This is a genomic window from Halocynthiibacter namhaensis (assembly GCF_000812685.1).
In the GTDB taxonomy this organism is placed as follows: Bacteria; Pseudomonadota; Alphaproteobacteria; order Rhodobacterales; family Rhodobacteraceae; genus Halocynthiibacter; species Halocynthiibacter namhaensis.
Genome location: NZ_JWIF01000028.1, coordinates 24,131 through 40,958, shown reverse-complemented (window position 1 = coordinate 40,958; position 16,828 = coordinate 24,131). Strand labels below are relative to the sequence as shown.

The following is a 16,828-nucleotide window of genomic DNA, read 5'->3' as shown; positions in this document are numbered from 1 at the left end:
CAGAAATGGGCTGGCGACATCAGCTACATTTGGACCAGCGAAGGTTGGCTGTATCTTGCCGTCATCCTTGACCTGTATTCTCGCCGCGTCATCGGATGGGCTATCAGTAACCGCATGAAGAAGGATCTGGCAATCCGGGCGTTAGATATGGCCGTTGCTTTGCGCCAACCACCGGAGGATTGCATTCACCATACGGATCGTGGTTCACAATATTGCTCAAATGAGTATCAGAAGCGCTTGTCCAAGCACGGTTTCAAGGTCTCGATGAGCGGCAAGGGAAATTGTTATGATAATTCTATGGTCGAGACGTTCTTCAAATCCATTAAGGCTGAGCTGATTTGGCGCAACCGTTGGGACACACGCCGTCAGGCTGAAGGCGCGATCTTCCAGTATATCAACGGGTTCTATAACCCGCGCCGTCGCCACTCATCGCTTGGCGGGAAAAGTCCCTTGGCTTTTGAGCGAAAGGCCGCATAAATGAGTTCAGAGACCGGAACGTAAGCGGGACAAGACCACTCATTAAACCAAACATATAAATCCGAACGTTTCTTTTCCGCCACCTTGAGCGCCGCCGCACGATTGGTCTCATCAGTACTGCGGTGAATTTCTCTATTCCCAACCAAATGCACCACAGGTTTGGGTACATAAACACGGACATGCCAAGTGTCATTTTGTCGGTATATTTTGGGTGCGGTACGTGGATGAAGCATAGGCAACTCGTAGTACCAAATCGTAGTAAAATCCACCCAAAAGCCTAGTGTAATAAGGAAGTATCTTATTTATAAAGCTGGAATTGGTGATTGGTGGAGCCTAGCGGGATCGAACCGCTGACCTCCTGCATGCCATGCAGGCGCTCTCCCAGCTGAGCTAAGGCCCCATCTTTAGATCGCCGCAGCAGATCTAAGTCTGTGAGGCGGTGTCTAAAAGGTTCGTCCGGGCAGTTCAAGTAGATATCGCCGCCCCGACGTAATTTTTTATTTTTTCGCGGCGGGACGTAAACCCCACCGGAAAATCAATTGTCGTCGTCTTCGGCTGGAACGTCTGCAATCTCTTCGAGAGAGACATTGCCTTCGTCTTCATCATCCAGAACGTCATCACCCAGATCTACATCTGTGGTGTCGTCGTCTGCATCATCCAAAACAACTTCTGCGTCATCAACCAGATCTTCTGGTTTACTTTCGGCTTTGTCGGCAGAAAGGCTGCGTGCCTTACCGCTGGTGTCGATATTAACAACCTCGCCAGTATATGGGCTGACGGGTGGTGTTTTGTTCAGATCGTAAAAACGTTTCCCGGTTGTCGGGCAAAGACGTTTTACGCCCCATTCTTCTTTGGGCATGGAATTTCCCTTCGCTGTGCGAGTCTGCTTAAGAGAGTCGCGATGAACTGCCACATGATTGGGCAAAGGTCAAAGGCTTTTGCCCAATCCATACGAAATTGAAGCGTTTTATACGCCACAACAGTGGTTGTGAGTGTAAATCAGCCCATATAGAGTGTTCGGACCCGCGCAAAATCACGTATATCACAACAGCGCATAACAAAGACGAGCAATATGTTTTCAGGCTTCACAGACCAATTGATCGACGTTGACACGGGTATCACCTTGCGTGTGCGCACCGCTGGTGAAGGACCCGCGATTTTGCTATTGCACGGCTACCCGCAAACACATGTCTGCTGGCATAAGGTTGCCCCCTTGTTGGTGGCTGCGGGATATCATGTCGTGATCAGCGATCTTCGCGGCTATGGCGACTCGGATAAGCCCATCAGCTCTGCTGACCATGCTGCCTATTCCAAGCGGGCCATGGCTGCGGATCAAATGAGTTTGATGCGGAAATTGGGGCATGAGACATTCTTACTGGCGGGCCATGATCGTGGTGCGCGCGTTGCCCACCGTATGACGCGTGACTACCCGCATGCGGTCCGGGCCTTGGCCGTGTTGGATGTTGCCCCGACCGCGCATATGTACGCCAACACAACCGCCGAGTTTGCGACCGGCTATTACCATTGGTTCTTCTTGATTCAGCCCGCACCACTACCTGAAAAGTTGATAGGCGCTGACCCAGGTTTCTATTTGCACAGCAATCTATCCGCCTGGAGCAAAGGCAATACCGCCGCCTTCACGCCCGAGGCTTTGGCTGAATACGAACGTTGTTTCACAGCAGAAACGATCGCAGCAACCTGTGAAGATTATCGTGCCGCCGCCACCATCGATCTGGATCACGACGCCCGCAGCACCGGGGAGAAACTGCAACAACCTGTGTTGGCGCTTTGGGGCAACAAAGGTTTGGTTGCCAAGCTCTATGATGTGATCGCTGCTTGGGAAGACGTCGCGGTAAATGTTCGCGGTGCCCCCCTGCCCTGTGGTCACTTTCTGCCCGAGGAAGCCCCGGAAGAGACCGCGCGTATCTTAACAGACTTCTTCAAAAGCATATCCGCATGATTTTGTCGGGTGATCCCCCTGTCGCAGTCGAGCTAAAGCGAAATGCGCGGGCAAGGCGGATGACATTGCGGGTGTCACGCCTGGATGGGCGGGTAACGCTTTCCGTTCCCAAACGCCTGAAAGAATCGGACGCGCGCGCCTTCGCGGAAGAAAAAGCCCCATGGATCCGCAAGCAATTGGAAGGGCAGCACGCGATGCAAAGCCCTTCCGTTGGCGATCATCTGTTGTTTGAAGGACGCAACCATCCCATCAAACCAGGCACGGGGCGCGCTGCAAAGCTGATCGATGAAGTATTTTATGCACCGGGATCACCCGAGATTTCCCGGAAAAAACTGGAAGCCTTGTTGAAGCTTTTGGCGCGTGACCGATTGGTGTCAGCGTCTGATCGTTATTCTGACGCCCTCGGTGTGAGCTATAGCGCGATACAGTTGCGCGACACCCGATCACGTTGGGGATCTTGTTCTTCACAAGGCAAACTGATGTATTCTTGGCGTCTGATCATGGCCCCGCCGGACGTGTTAAATTACGTCGCAGCCCATGAAGTCGCGCATCTACGCGAGATGAACCATTCGCGAGATTTCTGGAATTTGGTTGCCCAAATTTTTCCCAACTATGAAGGGCCGCGTGCTTGGCTTCGCGAAAATGGCGGGCAACTGCATGCATGGAAATTCTAACCCATTCTTAATAGGCAAAACCTCGGGCACCCTTGACCAAGGGTCATGTTTTGTGATCACAGTCTGACATGCACAGTGTTCCCAAGCCAACAGAATCCCAATCGCCAGCCCATGATGTGCTATATCGTAATTTGCGCACCCAGATCATGCATGGTGAACTCGCACCGGGCGAATCCTTGACCGTGCGAGGGTTGGCAGCCAAGTGGAACCTTTCGATGACCCCAGCGCGTGAAGCCCTGCGCAGGTTGTCCGCCGAAGGCGCGTTAACGATATCTGCCTCAGGCCGGGTATCCACCCCCACCCTGTCCAATGATCGCATTGAAGAATTGGCTGCCCTGCGTGCATTATTGGAACCAGAATTGGCGTCGCGCGCACTTCCACGGGCACATATGGCGTTGATTGATCGGTTGCAGATGATCAACTCAAGCGTCGCCGAAGCCGTCGTAAAACAAGACGCCGTCGCCTATATTCGCACAAACCTCGAATTCCATCGCACCCTGTATTTGCGTGCCCAAGCCCCTGCAATGTTGGCGATGATTGAGACGGTTTGGCTGCAGATGGGACCGACGATGCGCGCGCTATATGGGCGATTGCGCCGGGCAGAGCCCCCGGCCAATCACCGGCTGATCATCGCTGCTTTACGCGCTGGGGATGAACCAGGCTTGCGTCTTGCGGTACGGGCTGACGCCACACAGGGCTTGCGGATGTTGGTCAGTTAAAACCGTGTTTTTCGCAAAGAAGGGTTGGACCGTCGTCTTGCAGCTTTCGCTTGGTTATAATTTGCGGCAATAAGCCCGTGAAACAAAAGGTACGACACGTAATGGGCGACATCTGGGAAGGTTTACGGGCTGCTGCCTGGCTGCTGATCAGCTTTGACGCCGATCTGTACGAGATCACATTGCGATCTTTGCGTGTCACTGTGTCCGCCCTTTTCATATCCTGCCTGATCGCGATGCCATTGGGGGCCCTTTTGGTGTTGCGACGCTTTTGGGCGCGGCGTTTCGTGATCGCCATGCTGAATGCTCTGATGGGCCTGCCCCCCGTTGTGGTCGGGCTGGTCGTTTACCTGATGCTGTCAAGATCCGGGCCATTTGGCGTGTTGAACTTGCTGTTCACCCCCACCGCCATGATCATCGCCCAGGTCGTGATCATCACGCCGTTGATCGCGTCAATTACACATCAAGCTTTACGTGATCTGTGGAGCGAATATCACGATTTACTCATCTCGCTGAACACAAGCCTCGGGCAACGGGTACGCACACTTCTGTGGGATGGTCGCCGTAATCTTCTGACCGCCGCGCTGGCCGGATTTGGCCGTGCCATCGGCGAAGTCGGCGCGATCATGGTGGTTGGCGGCAACATCGATCACGCGACACGCGTTTTGACCACCGCAATCGCGTTGGAAACCGGCAAAGGTGATTTCGCAATGGCGTTGGGCCTTGGCATGGTGCTGATCGGTTTGGCCGTGACAGTGAACCTGACGATCCACTGGTTGACCGGAACGGAGCGCGCGGGCCGATGGTAAAAGCGCTTTTCCCCCTCACCCTAAAAGAAGCAAGCGTCAAGCGACGCGGCAAAACCTTAGCCGGCCCGATTGATTTGGCCCTAAATCGAGATGGTATCACCATTGTCATGGGACCAAACGGCGCGGGCAAAACGACACTTTTGCGCATGATGCACGGGATTGATCGACTTTCCACCGGCAGTGTCACATGGGCTGTGCCAGACACCGTTGCACGCGCTCAGCAAGCCTTTGTTTTTCAAACCCCTGTCATCTTGCGGCGCACCGTTCTTGAAAACCTTGCATACCCTTTGCACCTCATTGGCATGGCCAAGAAAGAAGCAGAGAAACGCGCGCTACAAGCCTGCGCCGACATCGGCCTATCTGGGCATGAAGGGCTTCGCGCCACGCGCCTGTCTGGGGGCGAGAAACAAAAACTTGCACTTGCACGCGCGTTGATCCGCAACCCACAAGTTTTGTTTCTGGACGAACCCTGCGCCAATCTCGATGGCCCCTCTACGCGCGAGATCGAAGCGCTATTAAACCAAGCAAAATTACGCGACACAGGTATTATTATGTCCACACACAGTATTGGCCAAGCACAGCGCCTGGCCAATACTGTGATCTTTATGCACAAAGGCGCATTGGTGGAACACAGTCCTTCTTCGGTGTTTTTTGAGACGCCGCAAACCCCTCAAGCAACCGCATTTCTTAAAGGAGACATATTGGAATGATACGTCGAATATTTACGACATTGGCCGCTATTTTTGTGTTCGCCACCCCATCCATCTCTGAAGAATTGAAACTTGCGGTCACGACCTCGTTTCACAATTCGGGGCTTTCCGATATCCTGCTGCCCGCCCTGTTTGAAGACACCGGCATCGAAGCCCAGCTTCTTGTCGTTGGCACAGGTCAAGCCCTTCGTCTTGGGCAAGCCGGAGATGTCGATGCCATTCTTGTGCATTCGCGCGCTGCAGAAGATGCTTTTATTGCAGCAGGCTTTGCCACACATCGGCGCGAGATCATGTATAATGACTTCGTTCTGATTGGGCCAGCTGCAGACCCCGCGCAGGCGGGGCAGGCCCACAACGTCACCGAAGCTCTCTGGGCTGTGTCCAGCGGCGCGGCACCTTTTGTCAGCCGAGGAGATGACAGCGGCACCCATAAGCGCGAAGCGAGCCTATGGGAAAACGCTGGTATTCAGCCCGAGACCGCAGATTGGTACCGCGCAACTGGATCAGGGATGGGGGCTGCTTTGAATACGGCAGCGGGCATCGATGCCTATATTTTGTCAGACCGGGCCAGCTGGCTGAACTTTGGGAACAAGGCTGGATTACTGCTTGTCTTTGAAGGCGACGAAGCCCTGTTCAACCAATATGCCTACTTGCCGATTAATCCCGAATTGCACCCACATGCTAAGTCTGATCTGGCGGCACAGCTTGAAAACTGGCTGACATCAGAACGCGCCCAAAGCTTGATTGACGCCTATGAAATCGATGGCGAAAAACTGTTCACTTTCAACGCCACCCGATAGGGCATTCGCCAAAGATATGCCCCGGCCCGTGTTATTTAGGCCCATGTTATCTAGGCCCGTGCTTAGGCCCGGGGCGTATCAAGGCCATTTATTCTGCGGGCATGGTCGCACCGGCATGTGACCCTTTGGCAAAGTGCAGGCGATGCAACTTAAGAAGCAGCGCAATCATCGCAAGCTGTGCGGCCAAGGCAGGAATGTTCGCAATCCAGTATACAGTTGAGAACTTCTCGATCACCCCGTTAGCAACAAGCCCCTTGTTCACCCAAAAATGCAACATCACGGAAAGCGCGACCCCGGGGCAAATCAACGCGTAAGAACCGGCGGACCGCTTGCTTGTAGGGGTCAGAAACTTTGCGTTGTAATTGATACGCTTGAGAACAGCGACACCAAGCATCAGAAACAAAATCTGTACAGCAAGTATGCGTGTCAGCATCAAGAAGGTTGCACCTTTGGCGCCATACACGTCGAACGTTGTGTGCAACCCATGATCAATCCGCAGCAATGCAATCCCAACAACCGTCAACAATGGGACAATCACCATAAGCGTTGGTGCGGCTTCTTCATTCACGCCATGTTCAAGGATAGACCAAACAGCCAACACAAGCGCAACTGCCGCAACGACCACGGTCGTCATCATCATGAAACTGGACAGAGACAGGGACGCAGCCACAACCCAAGGCGTTTCGGACATCGCTGCAGGCGCGGCCATGCCAACGGCAACCATAGATAACGTGAAAGATGCCAAGATTTGCGCGAAGGAATTGTTGGCTTTGTGGTTAAACCCACCCTCTGTAAAAACACGAACGAGGAAGCCACCCAATAGGCTGAACGACCAAACCTCAACCGCCACAAATGCGATCAAAGCCAATGGGAATAGATATTCTACGATGCCCCATAAGCCCGGAACAAAGACCAAACCTGCAATAAACCCTGCGTTGATCGTCATCGCGGCAGCCAAGGGGGCAGCCAACAACTGTGTCTCGGCGTTGGATCCCATCAGCATTTGATAGGCTTTTGTTTTCTTGAATGCTGTCAATTGGCGCATGTTAAACACCATCAGATACAGATGCAGGGCCGTCATCACAGCGATCCCTATCATGGCAATAATCACTGTGGCTTTGCCCAATCCACCAGCGCTGGCAAAGAATGACATCATGTCCTCAAACACCGGAACAGGACGGCCAGGATGCGGCACCCAAAACATCAAATACATGAAAAAAGTGACCGACAGGCCACCGGCCCCGAGCGCGGCCAGAAAATAAAGCGGCGACCAGTTCTCGCTGGCCGTATTGTGTGAATGAACAGACATGAGTTGTCTCCCGTTATGAAACGAACCGAAAATTTCGGTATTGGGGAGATACTGCCTGCATCCAACGCGGCCGTCGGTGATATTGTTACATTCGTCACCAATTTTTCAATTGAAACGACACATGATGTCAGTGACTTTTACGATCCGTCTTCGCACAAGGACCATAACATCGCGCAACGCGCGCCACTGCGGCAATAGGCCAAAATAGGCGTGGGCAGTTCTTTCAACGCTTGCGAGAACTCAGACACATTGTCTTCACTGATCGCACCCGCAGTCACCGGAACATAACGGATTTCAAGACCCGCATGTTTGGCCGCGAGTTCAATCTCGCCGTACATTGGCTGCGCCCCTTCTTCGCCATCGGGGCGATTGCAAACGATAGACTTAAAGCCAGCATCTACGACGCCTGCGATGTCGCTTGATGTAAGCTGCGGGCAAACACTTAAAGTGTCGGAAACCTGACGCAAATTCATGTGTACTTCCTTCAAAGTTTATTTACGGGCACCTTAAGCACAGGATCGCCGTGCTCGTCCCTAGGTATTTCCCCCGCACGCATATTTACCTGCAACGCCGGGATAATCAATTTCGGCATATCTAACATTGCATCACGTTCTGTGCGAAACTTAACAAAATGTTCCTTTGTTTTGTCACCGCCCACATGAATGTTGGTCGCCTTCTCCTCGGCGACGGTGGTTTCCCACTGAATTTCACGGCCATTGGGACCATAGTCATGACACATAAACAGGCGCATCTCGTCAGGTAACGCAAGAACCCGCTGAATGCTGTCGTATAGTTCCGCGGCACATCCCCCCGGGAAATCAGCCCGAGCAGAGCCACCATCAGGCATGAACAGCGTGTCCCCTACAAAGGCCGCATTGCCCATCACATGCACCATACAGGCCGGAGTGTGACCCGGCGTGTGCATGGCGAAACATGTCATTTCGCCGACGTGATACACGTCACCTTCCTTAAACAGCCGATCAAACTGGCTGCCATCGCGCTGGAACTCGGTACCCTCATTGAACACCTTACCGAAGACGTCTTGCACCATAGTGATGTTCTGTCCGACACCTATTTTTCCGCCCAACTTATCCTGAATATAGGGCGCTGCGGAAAGGTGATCCGCATGTACATGGCTTTCGATTTGCCACACCAAGTTTAGGTTATTTTCCTGAATGAATGCGATGATTTTATCCGCATTTTTAGACGTGATCCGCCCCGCCGCATAATCAATGTCCATCACGCTATCAATCACTGCGCAAGCTCGAGAGGCCGGATCCTTCACTACATAGCTGATGGTATTGGTCGCCGGGTCAAAGAAAGCGGCAACCTCGGGCTGCACATCCATCGAAATAGGCATTTCCACGCCCGTGACAATCTGGTCGTCAGTCATATTCCGGTCTCCTCTTTGGCTTCGCAGCGCCTCGTTCTGATACCCGCAAGTGTACAGAGCGCACAAAAGCTGACAAGGGTGTCGCCGCTTAAACCGCGTCATGTTTACTTCTCATAGTTCGGTGCCTTGAAGGTATCGGTGACATTGTCACCAAAGCCATTAGACTACCGTCGCCGCCAGGCTTTCCAGAGCATCCCTGTCACGCAAAGTGATTGTACCTCTTCGCTGCGCCACCCATTCACGGCGCTGAAATTCCTGCAACTGCCGCGAGATCACTTCCCGTGCCGTGCCCAGTTCGGCTGCCATTTTTTGATGTGTGGATTGGATCACATCGCCGGACTTAGCAAGTTCAAGCAGGCGTTGGGCGAGACGAATATCCATACGTTGAAACGCGATGTCTTCAATCACCCGAAACAAGTCCGTGATCCGACGGGAATAGGCGGTAAACACAAACCGGCGGAAGGTTTCCGAGGTCGAGATCAATTCCTCGAACACAACACGCGGGATGGCGGCGGCGGTCACTTTGGTTTCAGCAATCCCCTCGGCGGAATAATCGTCATATGCCAATAGACAGGCTGTGGTCATCACACAGCTTTCGCCCGCGTTTACACGATACAGCACGATTTCGCGACCACCTTCCGACAACTGCTGAACCCGAACCGACCCTTCCAGCAGCAACAATAGATTTTCCGGGGTCTTATCTGGCCCAAAAATCACGGCCCCTACAGGCAAGGTCACGATTTTGCTGCGCAATGTCAGTTGCTCTCGCAATGCAGGCTTAAGTTGGGAAAGCCCCATGAAACGTTCGATCCAGTTGGAATTATCCATGTTCTCTCAACACCTATCTATATCCGAGCAAACTATGCCGTTACAAAATACAGGTCTATGATGAAGCGTGTAAACAGCAAGAAACGTCACGAAATACGTTACAGCAATCAACATTATCAAAAATTCTGTAACATTTAAATTGCAACGAATCAAAATCCGGCATATCCCAACCACACGGTCGGCTATTGACCTGTACGAACGCATGCCACCGAATAAGGGAGCACATTAATGGACGCATATATTTGCGACGCAACGCGAACACCGATTGGTCGTTACGGGGGCGCGCTATCCTCTATCCGCACTGATGATTTGGCCTCCCTTCCGATTGCCGCCTTGATGGCGCGCAATCCCCAAGTGGATTGGTCCAGCGTTGATGATGTGATCTTTGGTGATGCAAACCAGGCTGGCGAAAGCAACCGCAACGTGGCTCGTATGGCAGCCCTTCTGGCTGGTCTGCCGGTAGATGTTCCCGGTACGACCGTGAACCGCCTCTGTGCCTCTGGCATGGATGCGGTGGGCATGGCAGCTCGTGGTGTAAAGGCTGGCGATTACGATTTGGCAATTGCTGGCGGTGTTGAAAGCATGTCGCGCGCACCTTTTGTCGTTGGCAAGCAGACCTCGGCGTTTGGACGTGCGGCGCAGATGTTTGATACAACCATCGGCTGGCGCTTTATCAACAAGAAACTGCAAAAGATGTATGGCACAGATTCCATGCCTGAAACCGCTGATAATGTAGCGGCGGATTACAATGTAAACCGCGCCGATCAGGATGATTTTGCCGCACGTAGTCAGGCCCGTTGGGCCGCCGCAAATGACGCGGGTATTTTCAACGATGAGATCACAGCCGTTCAAGTGCCGCAGCGCAAGGGCGACGCGATTGTCGTTGACACAGATGAACACCCGCGCCCCGGTACAGATGCCGCCAAATTGGGTAAACTCAAAGGCGTGAACGGCTCTGATTTGACCGTCACCGCAGGCAATGCTTCGGGTGTGAATGATGGTGCTGCGGCCTTGTTGATTGCCTCAAAAGAAGCCGCTGAAAAACACGGCCTGACACCGATGGCCCGGATCGTTGGCATGTCAGCCGCAGGCGTTGAACCGCGCATCATGGGCATTGGCCCAGTGCCCGCAACACGTAAGGTTTTGGCACGTGCTGGTCTGACGATTGAGGACATGGATGTCATTGAACTCAATGAAGCTTTCGCAAGTCAAGGCATCGCCACATTGCGTGAATTAGGCCTGCCTGATGACGCAGCGTATGTGAACCCAAATGGCGGCGCGATCGCGATTGGTCACCCGCTGGGCATGTCTGGTGCACGCCTTGTGATGGCGGCCGCCTATCAACTGAAACGCACAGGCGGGCGCTATGCGCTTTGCACCATGTGCGTGGGTGTCGGCCAAGGGGCCGCCATCATCATCGAACGCGTATAGGGGAGGATCACCGATGTATGCACAAATGGTTAAATCCGCAGGCACTGGCGTCAAATCTCGTGAAGAGATGACGGATCAAGAACGTGATTTTCAGGACAAGATCGACGCGGATATCAAGATTGAACCGCGCGACTGGATGCCCGATGATTACCGCGCGACATTGATCCGCCAGATGGGTCAACACGCCCATTCTGAGATCGTCGGGCAGCTGCCCGAAGGCAACTGGATCACCCGCGCCCCGACCTTGGAGCGCAAAGCGATTTTGCTGGCAAAAGTGCAGGATGAAGCGGGCCATGGTCTGTATCTGTATTCCGCTGCTGAGACCCTTGGCGTGACCCGCGACGAGCTGACAGAAATGTTGCTCGATGGCCGGATGAAATATTCTTCCATCTTCAACTATCCCACGCTGAACTGGGCCGATATTGGCGCGGTGGGCTGGCTTGTGGATGGGGCGGCGATCATGAACCAGGTGCCGCTGCAACGCACATCTTACGGCCCTTATTCGCGTGCGATGATCCGCATTTGTAAGGAAGAAAGTTTCCACCAACGTCAGGGCTATGACGCGATCCGCAAGATGGCGGAAGGCACTGTTGCGCAAAAGAAAATGGCGCAGGATGCATTGAACCGTCTTTGGTATCCGTCGCTTATGATGTTCGGCCCCTCGGATAAAGATTCCGTGCATTCCGCACAGAGCATGGCTTGGAAAATTAAGATCAACACCAATGACGAGCTGCGTCAAAAATTCGTAGACCAGACCGTGCCACAGATCAAATTCTTGGGGCTCGATCTGCCGGATGACGCGATTGTTTGGAATGAGGAAACCAGTCAGCATGATTACACCGATCCTGACTGGAACGAGTTCTTTGACGTGATCAAAGGCAATGGTCCGTGCAATGTTGATCGCCTCGCGGCGCGCAACAAAGCCTGGGACGATGGTGCTTGGGTGCGCGAAGGGCTGATGGTCCATGCTCAGAAAAAAGCCGCTGCCAAACTGGCCGCTGAATAAAATTTCGAGGAGAAATCAAATGCAAAACGAATGGCCCCTCTGGGAAGTTTTTATCCGTGGTCAACATGGCATGAGCCACCGTCACGTCGGCTCACTTCATGCGCCAAACGCTGAAATGGCCGTGAAAAACGCGCGCGATGTCTACACACGCCGAAACGAAGGTGTGTCAATCTGGGTGGTAGAAGCCAAGCACATCACAGCAACCGCACCTGGCGATAAAGGCCCACTGTTTGAACCAAGCGAAAGCAAGGTTTACCGCCACCCGACCTTCTATGACATCCCTGACGAAGTGGGGCATATGTAATGGCAAATGTCGATCAACAGGCCCTGTTTCAGTTCCTGCTGCGCATGGGTGACAACACGCTGGTGCTTGGGCATCGGGTGTCGGAATGGTGCGGGCATGCGCCAGTGCTGGAAGAAGATATCGCGCTGGCGAACACGGCCCTTGACCTGATCGGTCAGACGCAATTCTGGCTGGGTCTTGCAGGCGAAGTCGAAGGCAAAGGCCAAGACGCCGATGCGCTGGCCTTCCGCCGGGACGTCTGGGATTTTCGCAACTTCCTGATCTGCGAAATGCCCAATGGCGATTTCGGGCAGACGTTGATGCGTCAGTTCCTGTTTGATGCCTGGGCCTCTGTGACCCTCGCGCATCTGCAGAAATCATCGGATGAGCGTGTGGCAGGCATTGCTGCGAAGGCTTCTAAAGAAGTTGCCTATCATCTGGAGCGTTCCAGTGACACGATTGTTGGCCTTGGTGATGGCACCGCAGAAAGCCATGATCGCATGCAGGCCGCGCTTGAATATCTCTGGCCCTATGTCGGTGAGATGTTCGCATCTGACGATGTGGATGCAAACATGGTTGCAGCAGGTATTGCGACGGACCCAGCCGGTCTACGCGGTGAATTTGATGCGATCATCACCCGCGTTCTGACCCAAGCCACGCTGAACATCCCGCAAAGCACATTTGCACATAAGGGCGGGCGTGATGGATCGATCCATACGGAACATCTGGGCCATTTGCTGACGTCCATGCAATGGCTGCAGCGGGTCTATCCGGATGCGAGCTGGTGATATGACACAGATTGCGGAACATCCCCCTATTGATCAGATCTGGGACTGGCTGCACGCCGTTCCCGATCCGGAGATCCCCGTGATTTCCCTGACCGATCTGGGGATCATCCGCGATGTGGCTTATGATGGTGAGACCCTGGTTGTCACTGTCACCCCGACCTATTCCGGCTGTCCTGCGACCTCGATCATCAACCTTGATATCGAGACTGCCCTACGGGACCAAGGGATGACGGATATCCGTCTGAAACAACAGATTTTTCCACCTTGGACCACCGATTGGTTGACCCCAGAAGGTGCGGAAAAACTGGAAAAATACGGCATTGCCCCGCCAACAGCGGCGGGCGGCCCCAAACGTTGCCCCCAATGTGGCGGCACACATCTTGAGAAACTTAGTCAATTCGGCTCGACCCCCTGCAAAGCGCAGTGGAAATGTTTGGGCTGTCTTGAACCTTTTGACTACTTCAAATGCATCTGATGCGGATGCTTTAAGGGAGGATACTATGGCCCGTTTCCACGAGCTTATCGTTACCGATATTCAAAAAACCATCCGCGATGCGGTGGTTGTGACGCTGAAACCTGCCAATGATGCGCAGGCAGGCGATTTCGATTTTACCCAAGGCCAGTATCTAACCTTTCGCCAAGATTTTGACGGCGAAGAACTGCGCCGCAGCTATTCGATTTGCGCAGGCAAGAATGATGGCGTTTTGCAGGTTGGCATCAAACGTGTGGACGGCGGTGCCTTTTCCACTTGGGCCAACGAGGACCTAAAAGCAGGCGATATGATTGAGGCCCTGCCCCCGATGGGTGGTTTCTTTACCCCGCTGGATGCTGCGAACCAGAAACAGTATCTGGGCTTTGCAGGCGGGTCCGGCATTACGCCTGTGTTGTCGATCGTCAAGACCACGCTAAACGCTGAACCACAAAGCCGTTTCACGCTGGTTTATGCCAATAAATCCGTGACTTCGATCATGTTTCGCGAAGAACTTGAGGACCTGAAAAACACCTATATGGGGCGTTTTAATGTCATCCATATTCTGGAAAGCGACGCCCAGGAAATTGATCTATTCACCGGCCTTGTGACTGAGGAAAAATGCGCTGAACTGTTCAAAGGTTGGATTGACATTGAACATGTGGATACAGCCTTTATCTGTGGTCCGGAACCGATGATGTTGGGCATTGCAAGCGCTCTGCGCGGTGCTGGCCTGACAGATGCACAGATCAAGTTTGAACTGTTTGCGTCTTCACAACCCGGACGCGCCAAAAAGAAAGCCGCCAGCACAGGCGCAACCAGTTCTGAAGGACAAACCACGGCGGCGATCACGCTGGATGGGTCCACCCAAACCATCACCATGGACCGCGATACGACCATTTTGGACGCCGCGCGCAACAACAGCATGGATGCGCCTTGGGCCTGTAAGGCCGGGGTCTGTTCGACCTGCCGCTGCAAGGTGATTGAGGGCGAGGTCGAGATGGCCGCGAACCATGCGCTTGAAGATTACGAGGTGGCGAAGGGCTATGTTCTGTCCTGCCAATCCTACCCGGTGACCGATAAGGTTGTTGTGGATTACGATCAATAATTTCTGAACGACCCGCCTTATCCGGCGGGTTTTTCGTTTTAGACGTGAGGGAAAAAAGATGTCTGAAGATATGTCGATTGAAAGCTATCTGGCCAAGGGTGGCGTTCTGAGTAACCCACATAACGTGCCGCCCCGTTATCGCGCCGAACTGTTGAAATTGATGACCAGTTTTGTGGACAGCGAATTGGCGGGCGCTGCTGGTTTCGCCGATATCATCAACCTTGGGCCTGGCATCAAATCCCGCATTGCGGCGGCAAAAATCGTGCTGGAAAAGACCGATCATGCCGACATGGTTCTTAAGCTCATGGCGGAATTTGGCGTTGATGCGGAACGTTACGCCAATCACCATCCCTGGACAGCCCGCCTTGACCGTGACGCCGCCATCGGCACCCAACGTGTGCAACAAGATATGCGCCTTGCGGTGTTCAACTATCCTCTAACGACATGGGCCGATGCGGTGGTGATGAATCTGCTCATGGGTCGTGCCGTCTGTGTGCAATTGGCCGATTTTCAGATGGTGTCCTATCAACCGCTGGCCGAAGTTTTTCGCACGATCACACCGGTGGAAGCACGCCATGCGGAACTGGCCGAAGAAGGGCTGGTCGCCCTGATCGCGGATACCGATGCCGCGACGCTTCAGACCTCGGTTGATTATTGGTGGCCCCGAGTTGCGGCAAGCTTTGGCGCGGCGGGTTCTGACCGTATTGAAAGCCTGAAAACCATGGGGCTGCGCCGTAACAGCCCGGACGAAATGCGCACCCGCTGGCAGGCCGAGGCCGCAGGCGTGTTGAAGCAAATCGGTTTAAGCCCAGCATAATTCGGTTGCCCGCTGACGATTTGCATGATTGGCTGGTCCCAATATATTGAGGGACCACCATGACACCAACTTGCACTTGGCCTGCACCCGTTACCCTGCAAGGCGACCACGTCATCCTTGCCCCGCTTTCCATGGATCACGCCGATGATCTGAAACGGGCCTGCGCGGAAATCCCCGGCCTTTGGTACACATCCGTGCCCACGCCAGAAGGTATGGAAGCAGAGATCACCCGCCGTCTGTCCCTTCCCGACATGCAGCCGTTCACGGTGATGACCCCGGATGGCACGCCTGTTGGCATGACCACATTCATGAACATCGACGCTGGCAATCGTCGGGTAGAAATCGGGTCTACTTGGTACGGAAAATCTGTTCAGCGCAGCGGGCTGAACACCGAGGCGAAACTGTTGTTACTGTCTCATGCCTTTGAAGATCTGAACTGTATCGCCGTTGAATTCCGCACCCATTTCATGAACCAAGCAAGCCGCGCGGCCATTGCGCGATTGGGTGCAAAGCAAGACGGTATTCTGCGCAATCACATGGTCAGCCCGGATGGCAGCTTGCGTGATACGGTCTGTTTTTCGATTATTTCCGGGGAATGGTCGGCCGTGAGAATGAACTTGCGTCATAAACTGGAACGCTTCAGCTGATTTTACAAACCAATCAGCCCTCCAAGTGTGAGATCCGCAACGTGATTTGCGTAGGTTTCGCGCGCCGCACTTCCCGCACCTGAATTCCACATATAATACCAGTTCAACATGCCAAACACCGACATCGTCATATTGCGCAGCTTTTCTTTATCATCGGCAAAAGCATCGGGTTTTACCGCGCGGATCGCATCGTTCAAACTGTGCACCATGTCTCGTTGATAACCGCGCAAGAGAACTTGTTGCTCTTCAGGCAAGGACGTCATCCCCCCAGCCTGAACTTGATGTTCGTGGTCCGCCCCTTGATAAGCCATCAAGATTTCGCCAATCAACGCCCGCAGATTTTCCGCAGGCGTCCCCGTCAACGGAAAATCACAAATCCGGGTGCGTAGATCAGTCAAATAGGCATCTAAAACATCAAACAGGATCGCATCCTTACTGCCGTAATAGTGATAAATATTGGCTTTGGATATCCCGCATTCGCGCGCCAATTGGGCCATGGATGCGCCATCAAACCCTTCTGTTGCAAAGGTTTTTGCTGCCGCTTTCAGGATTGAAAGCCGCTTTTGATCATGATCTTTTGCGATGGTACGGGCCAGGGGGTTA

General features: G+C 53.5%; 22 protein-coding genes and 1 tRNA gene. 15 read left to right on the top strand and 8 right to left on the bottom strand.

The genetic code is table 11. From position 1 onward, the window contains the following. Nucleotides 1-477: IS3 family transposase (locus RJ38_RS05505; protein ID WP_039017894.1), on the top strand; the 477-nt coding region annotated here is incomplete at its 5' end. Here the strand turns inward: RJ38_RS05505 and RJ38_RS19485 are convergent. The 3 genes from RJ38_RS19485 to RJ38_RS05495 all read right to left on the bottom strand — a co-directional run bounded on the left by RJ38_RS19485 (nucleotide 405) and on the right by RJ38_RS05495 (nucleotide 1,336). Continuing rightward, on the bottom strand, nucleotides 405-710 hold the full coding sequence (locus RJ38_RS19485) for a DUF6538 domain-containing protein (RefSeq protein ID WP_420319410.1): 306 nt from the start codon (nucleotides 708-710) through the stop codon (nucleotides 405-407). The genes RJ38_RS05505 and RJ38_RS19485 overlap by 73 nt on opposite strands. Before the next feature lie 91 nt (nucleotides 711-801). Further along, nucleotides 802-877, bottom strand: a tRNA-Ala gene (locus RJ38_RS05500). A gap of 135 nt (nucleotides 878-1,012) precedes the next feature. Then, nucleotides 1,013-1,336 carry a TIGR02300 family protein gene (locus RJ38_RS05495; RefSeq protein ID WP_039017893.1) on the bottom strand — a complete coding sequence of 108 codons (324 nt, stop codon included), beginning with the start codon at nucleotides 1,334-1,336 and terminating at the stop codon, nucleotides 1,013-1,015. 213 nt (nucleotides 1,337-1,549) lie between these two features. On the opposite strand from RJ38_RS05495, the gene RJ38_RS05490 reads away from it, so the two are divergent. The 6 genes from RJ38_RS05490 (at nucleotide 1,550) to RJ38_RS05465 (ending at nucleotide 6,146) form a co-directional block, all read left to right on the top strand. Beyond that, nucleotides 1,550-2,437: an alpha/beta fold hydrolase gene (locus RJ38_RS05490; RefSeq protein ID WP_039017892.1), complete on the top strand. Its 888-nt coding sequence runs from the start codon at nucleotides 1,550-1,552 to the stop codon at nucleotides 2,435-2,437. Continuing rightward, on the top strand, nucleotides 2,434-3,111 hold the full coding sequence (locus tag RJ38_RS05485; protein WP_039017891.1) for a M48 family metallopeptidase: 678 nt from the start codon (nucleotides 2,434-2,436) through the stop codon (nucleotides 3,109-3,111). The genes RJ38_RS05490 and RJ38_RS05485 overlap by 4 nt, the downstream gene beginning before the upstream one ends. A 68-nt stretch (nucleotides 3,112-3,179) precedes the next feature. Continuing rightward, nucleotides 3,180-3,830, top strand: coding sequence for a GntR family transcriptional regulator (locus RJ38_RS05480; protein WP_039017890.1), 651 nt, complete (start codon nucleotides 3,180-3,182; stop codon nucleotides 3,828-3,830). Between the two features lie 101 nt (nucleotides 3,831-3,931). Further along, nucleotides 3,932-4,636, top strand: coding sequence for an ABC transporter permease (locus RJ38_RS05475; RefSeq protein WP_039017889.1), 705 nt, complete (start codon nucleotides 3,932-3,934; stop codon nucleotides 4,634-4,636). Next, on the top strand, nucleotides 4,630-5,346 hold the full coding sequence (locus RJ38_RS05470; RefSeq protein ID WP_039017888.1) for an ATP-binding cassette domain-containing protein: 717 nt from the start codon (nucleotides 4,630-4,632) through the stop codon (nucleotides 5,344-5,346). Before RJ38_RS05475 ends, RJ38_RS05470 begins: the two co-directional genes overlap by 7 nt. Continuing rightward, a complete protein-coding gene (locus RJ38_RS05465) occupies nucleotides 5,343-6,146 on the top strand; it encodes an ABC transporter substrate-binding protein (RefSeq protein ID WP_039017887.1) in 804 nt (267 codons plus the stop codon). The genes RJ38_RS05470 and RJ38_RS05465 overlap by 4 nt, the downstream gene beginning before the upstream one ends. An 88-nt stretch (nucleotides 6,147-6,234) precedes the next feature. Here RJ38_RS05465 and RJ38_RS05460 read toward each other — a convergent pair whose 3' ends face one another. The 4 genes from RJ38_RS05460 to RJ38_RS05445 all read right to left on the bottom strand — a co-directional run bounded on the left by RJ38_RS05460 (nucleotide 6,235) and on the right by RJ38_RS05445 (nucleotide 9,676). Beyond that, a complete protein-coding gene (locus RJ38_RS05460) occupies nucleotides 6,235-7,455 on the bottom strand; it encodes a TsoY family (seleno)protein (protein WP_039017886.1) in 1,221 nt (406 codons plus the stop codon). Nucleotides 7,456-7,592: 137 nt separating this feature from the next. Further along, nucleotides 7,593-7,928: a protein tyrosine phosphatase family protein gene (locus RJ38_RS05455; protein WP_052245212.1), complete on the bottom strand. Its 336-nt coding sequence runs from the start codon at nucleotides 7,926-7,928 to the stop codon at nucleotides 7,593-7,595. A gap of 11 nt (nucleotides 7,929-7,939) precedes the next feature. After that, nucleotides 7,940-8,848 carry an MBL fold metallo-hydrolase gene (locus RJ38_RS05450; protein WP_238321654.1) on the bottom strand — a complete coding sequence of 303 codons (909 nt, stop codon included), beginning with the start codon at nucleotides 8,846-8,848 and terminating at the stop codon, nucleotides 7,940-7,942. 159 nt (nucleotides 8,849-9,007) lie between these two features. Further along, complete coding sequence (locus RJ38_RS05445) at nucleotides 9,008-9,676, bottom strand: Crp/Fnr family transcriptional regulator (RefSeq protein ID WP_039017885.1); 669 nt, start codon at nucleotides 9,674-9,676, stop codon at nucleotides 9,008-9,010. 228 nt (nucleotides 9,677-9,904) lie between these two features. Between RJ38_RS05445 and pcaF the strand changes: the two genes are divergently transcribed. Genes pcaF through RJ38_RS05405 form a run of 8 tightly spaced genes read left to right on the top strand, consistent with a single transcriptional unit; the run spans nucleotide 9,905 to nucleotide 16,225 of the window. Next, nucleotides 9,905-11,107: a 3-oxoadipyl-CoA thiolase gene (gene pcaF / locus RJ38_RS05440; RefSeq protein ID WP_039017884.1), complete on the top strand. Its 1,203-nt coding sequence runs from the start codon at nucleotides 9,905-9,907 to the stop codon at nucleotides 11,105-11,107. Nucleotides 11,108-11,120: 13 nt separating this feature from the next. Next, nucleotides 11,121-12,113 carry a 1,2-phenylacetyl-CoA epoxidase subunit PaaA gene (gene paaA, locus RJ38_RS05435; RefSeq protein ID WP_039017883.1) on the top strand — a complete coding sequence of 331 codons (993 nt, stop codon included), beginning with the start codon at nucleotides 11,121-11,123 and terminating at the stop codon, nucleotides 12,111-12,113. 19 nt (nucleotides 12,114-12,132) lie between these two features. Then, nucleotides 12,133-12,417 carry a 1,2-phenylacetyl-CoA epoxidase subunit PaaB gene (paaB, locus tag RJ38_RS05430; RefSeq protein ID WP_039017882.1) on the top strand — a complete coding sequence of 95 codons (285 nt, stop codon included), beginning with the start codon at nucleotides 12,133-12,135 and terminating at the stop codon, nucleotides 12,415-12,417. Further along, nucleotides 12,417-13,184 (top strand): 1,2-phenylacetyl-CoA epoxidase subunit PaaC, encoded by a 768-nt coding sequence (gene paaC / locus RJ38_RS05425; RefSeq protein WP_039017881.1) that lies wholly within the window; start codon nucleotides 12,417-12,419, stop codon nucleotides 13,182-13,184. Before paaB ends, paaC begins: the two co-directional genes overlap by 1 nt. Nucleotide 13,185: 1 nt before the next feature. Continuing rightward, on the top strand, nucleotides 13,186-13,659 hold the full coding sequence (gene paaD, locus RJ38_RS05420) for a 1,2-phenylacetyl-CoA epoxidase subunit PaaD (RefSeq protein WP_039017880.1): 474 nt from the start codon (nucleotides 13,186-13,188) through the stop codon (nucleotides 13,657-13,659). Nucleotides 13,660-13,684: 25 nt separating this feature from the next. Then, the gene (locus RJ38_RS05415) at nucleotides 13,685-14,761 is read left to right on the top strand and encodes a 2Fe-2S iron-sulfur cluster-binding protein (protein WP_039017879.1); all 1,077 of its coding nucleotides are present in this window, start codon (nucleotides 13,685-13,687) and stop codon (nucleotides 14,759-14,761) included. Nucleotides 14,762-14,819: 58 nt separating this feature from the next. Further along, on the top strand, nucleotides 14,820-15,578 hold the full coding sequence (locus RJ38_RS05410; protein WP_039017878.1) for a Phenylacetic acid catabolic protein: 759 nt from the start codon (nucleotides 14,820-14,822) through the stop codon (nucleotides 15,576-15,578). Between the two features lie 59 nt (nucleotides 15,579-15,637). Continuing rightward, complete coding sequence (locus RJ38_RS05405) at nucleotides 15,638-16,225, top strand: GNAT family N-acetyltransferase (RefSeq protein ID WP_039017877.1); 588 nt, start codon at nucleotides 15,638-15,640, stop codon at nucleotides 16,223-16,225. A 2-nt stretch (nucleotides 16,226-16,227) separates the two neighbouring features. Here RJ38_RS05405 and RJ38_RS05400 read toward each other — a convergent pair whose 3' ends face one another. Next, on the bottom strand, nucleotides 16,228-16,821 hold the full coding sequence (locus RJ38_RS05400; protein ID WP_039017901.1) for a TetR/AcrR family transcriptional regulator: 594 nt from the start codon (nucleotides 16,819-16,821) through the stop codon (nucleotides 16,228-16,230). Nucleotides 16,822-16,828: the final 7 nt, after the last annotated feature.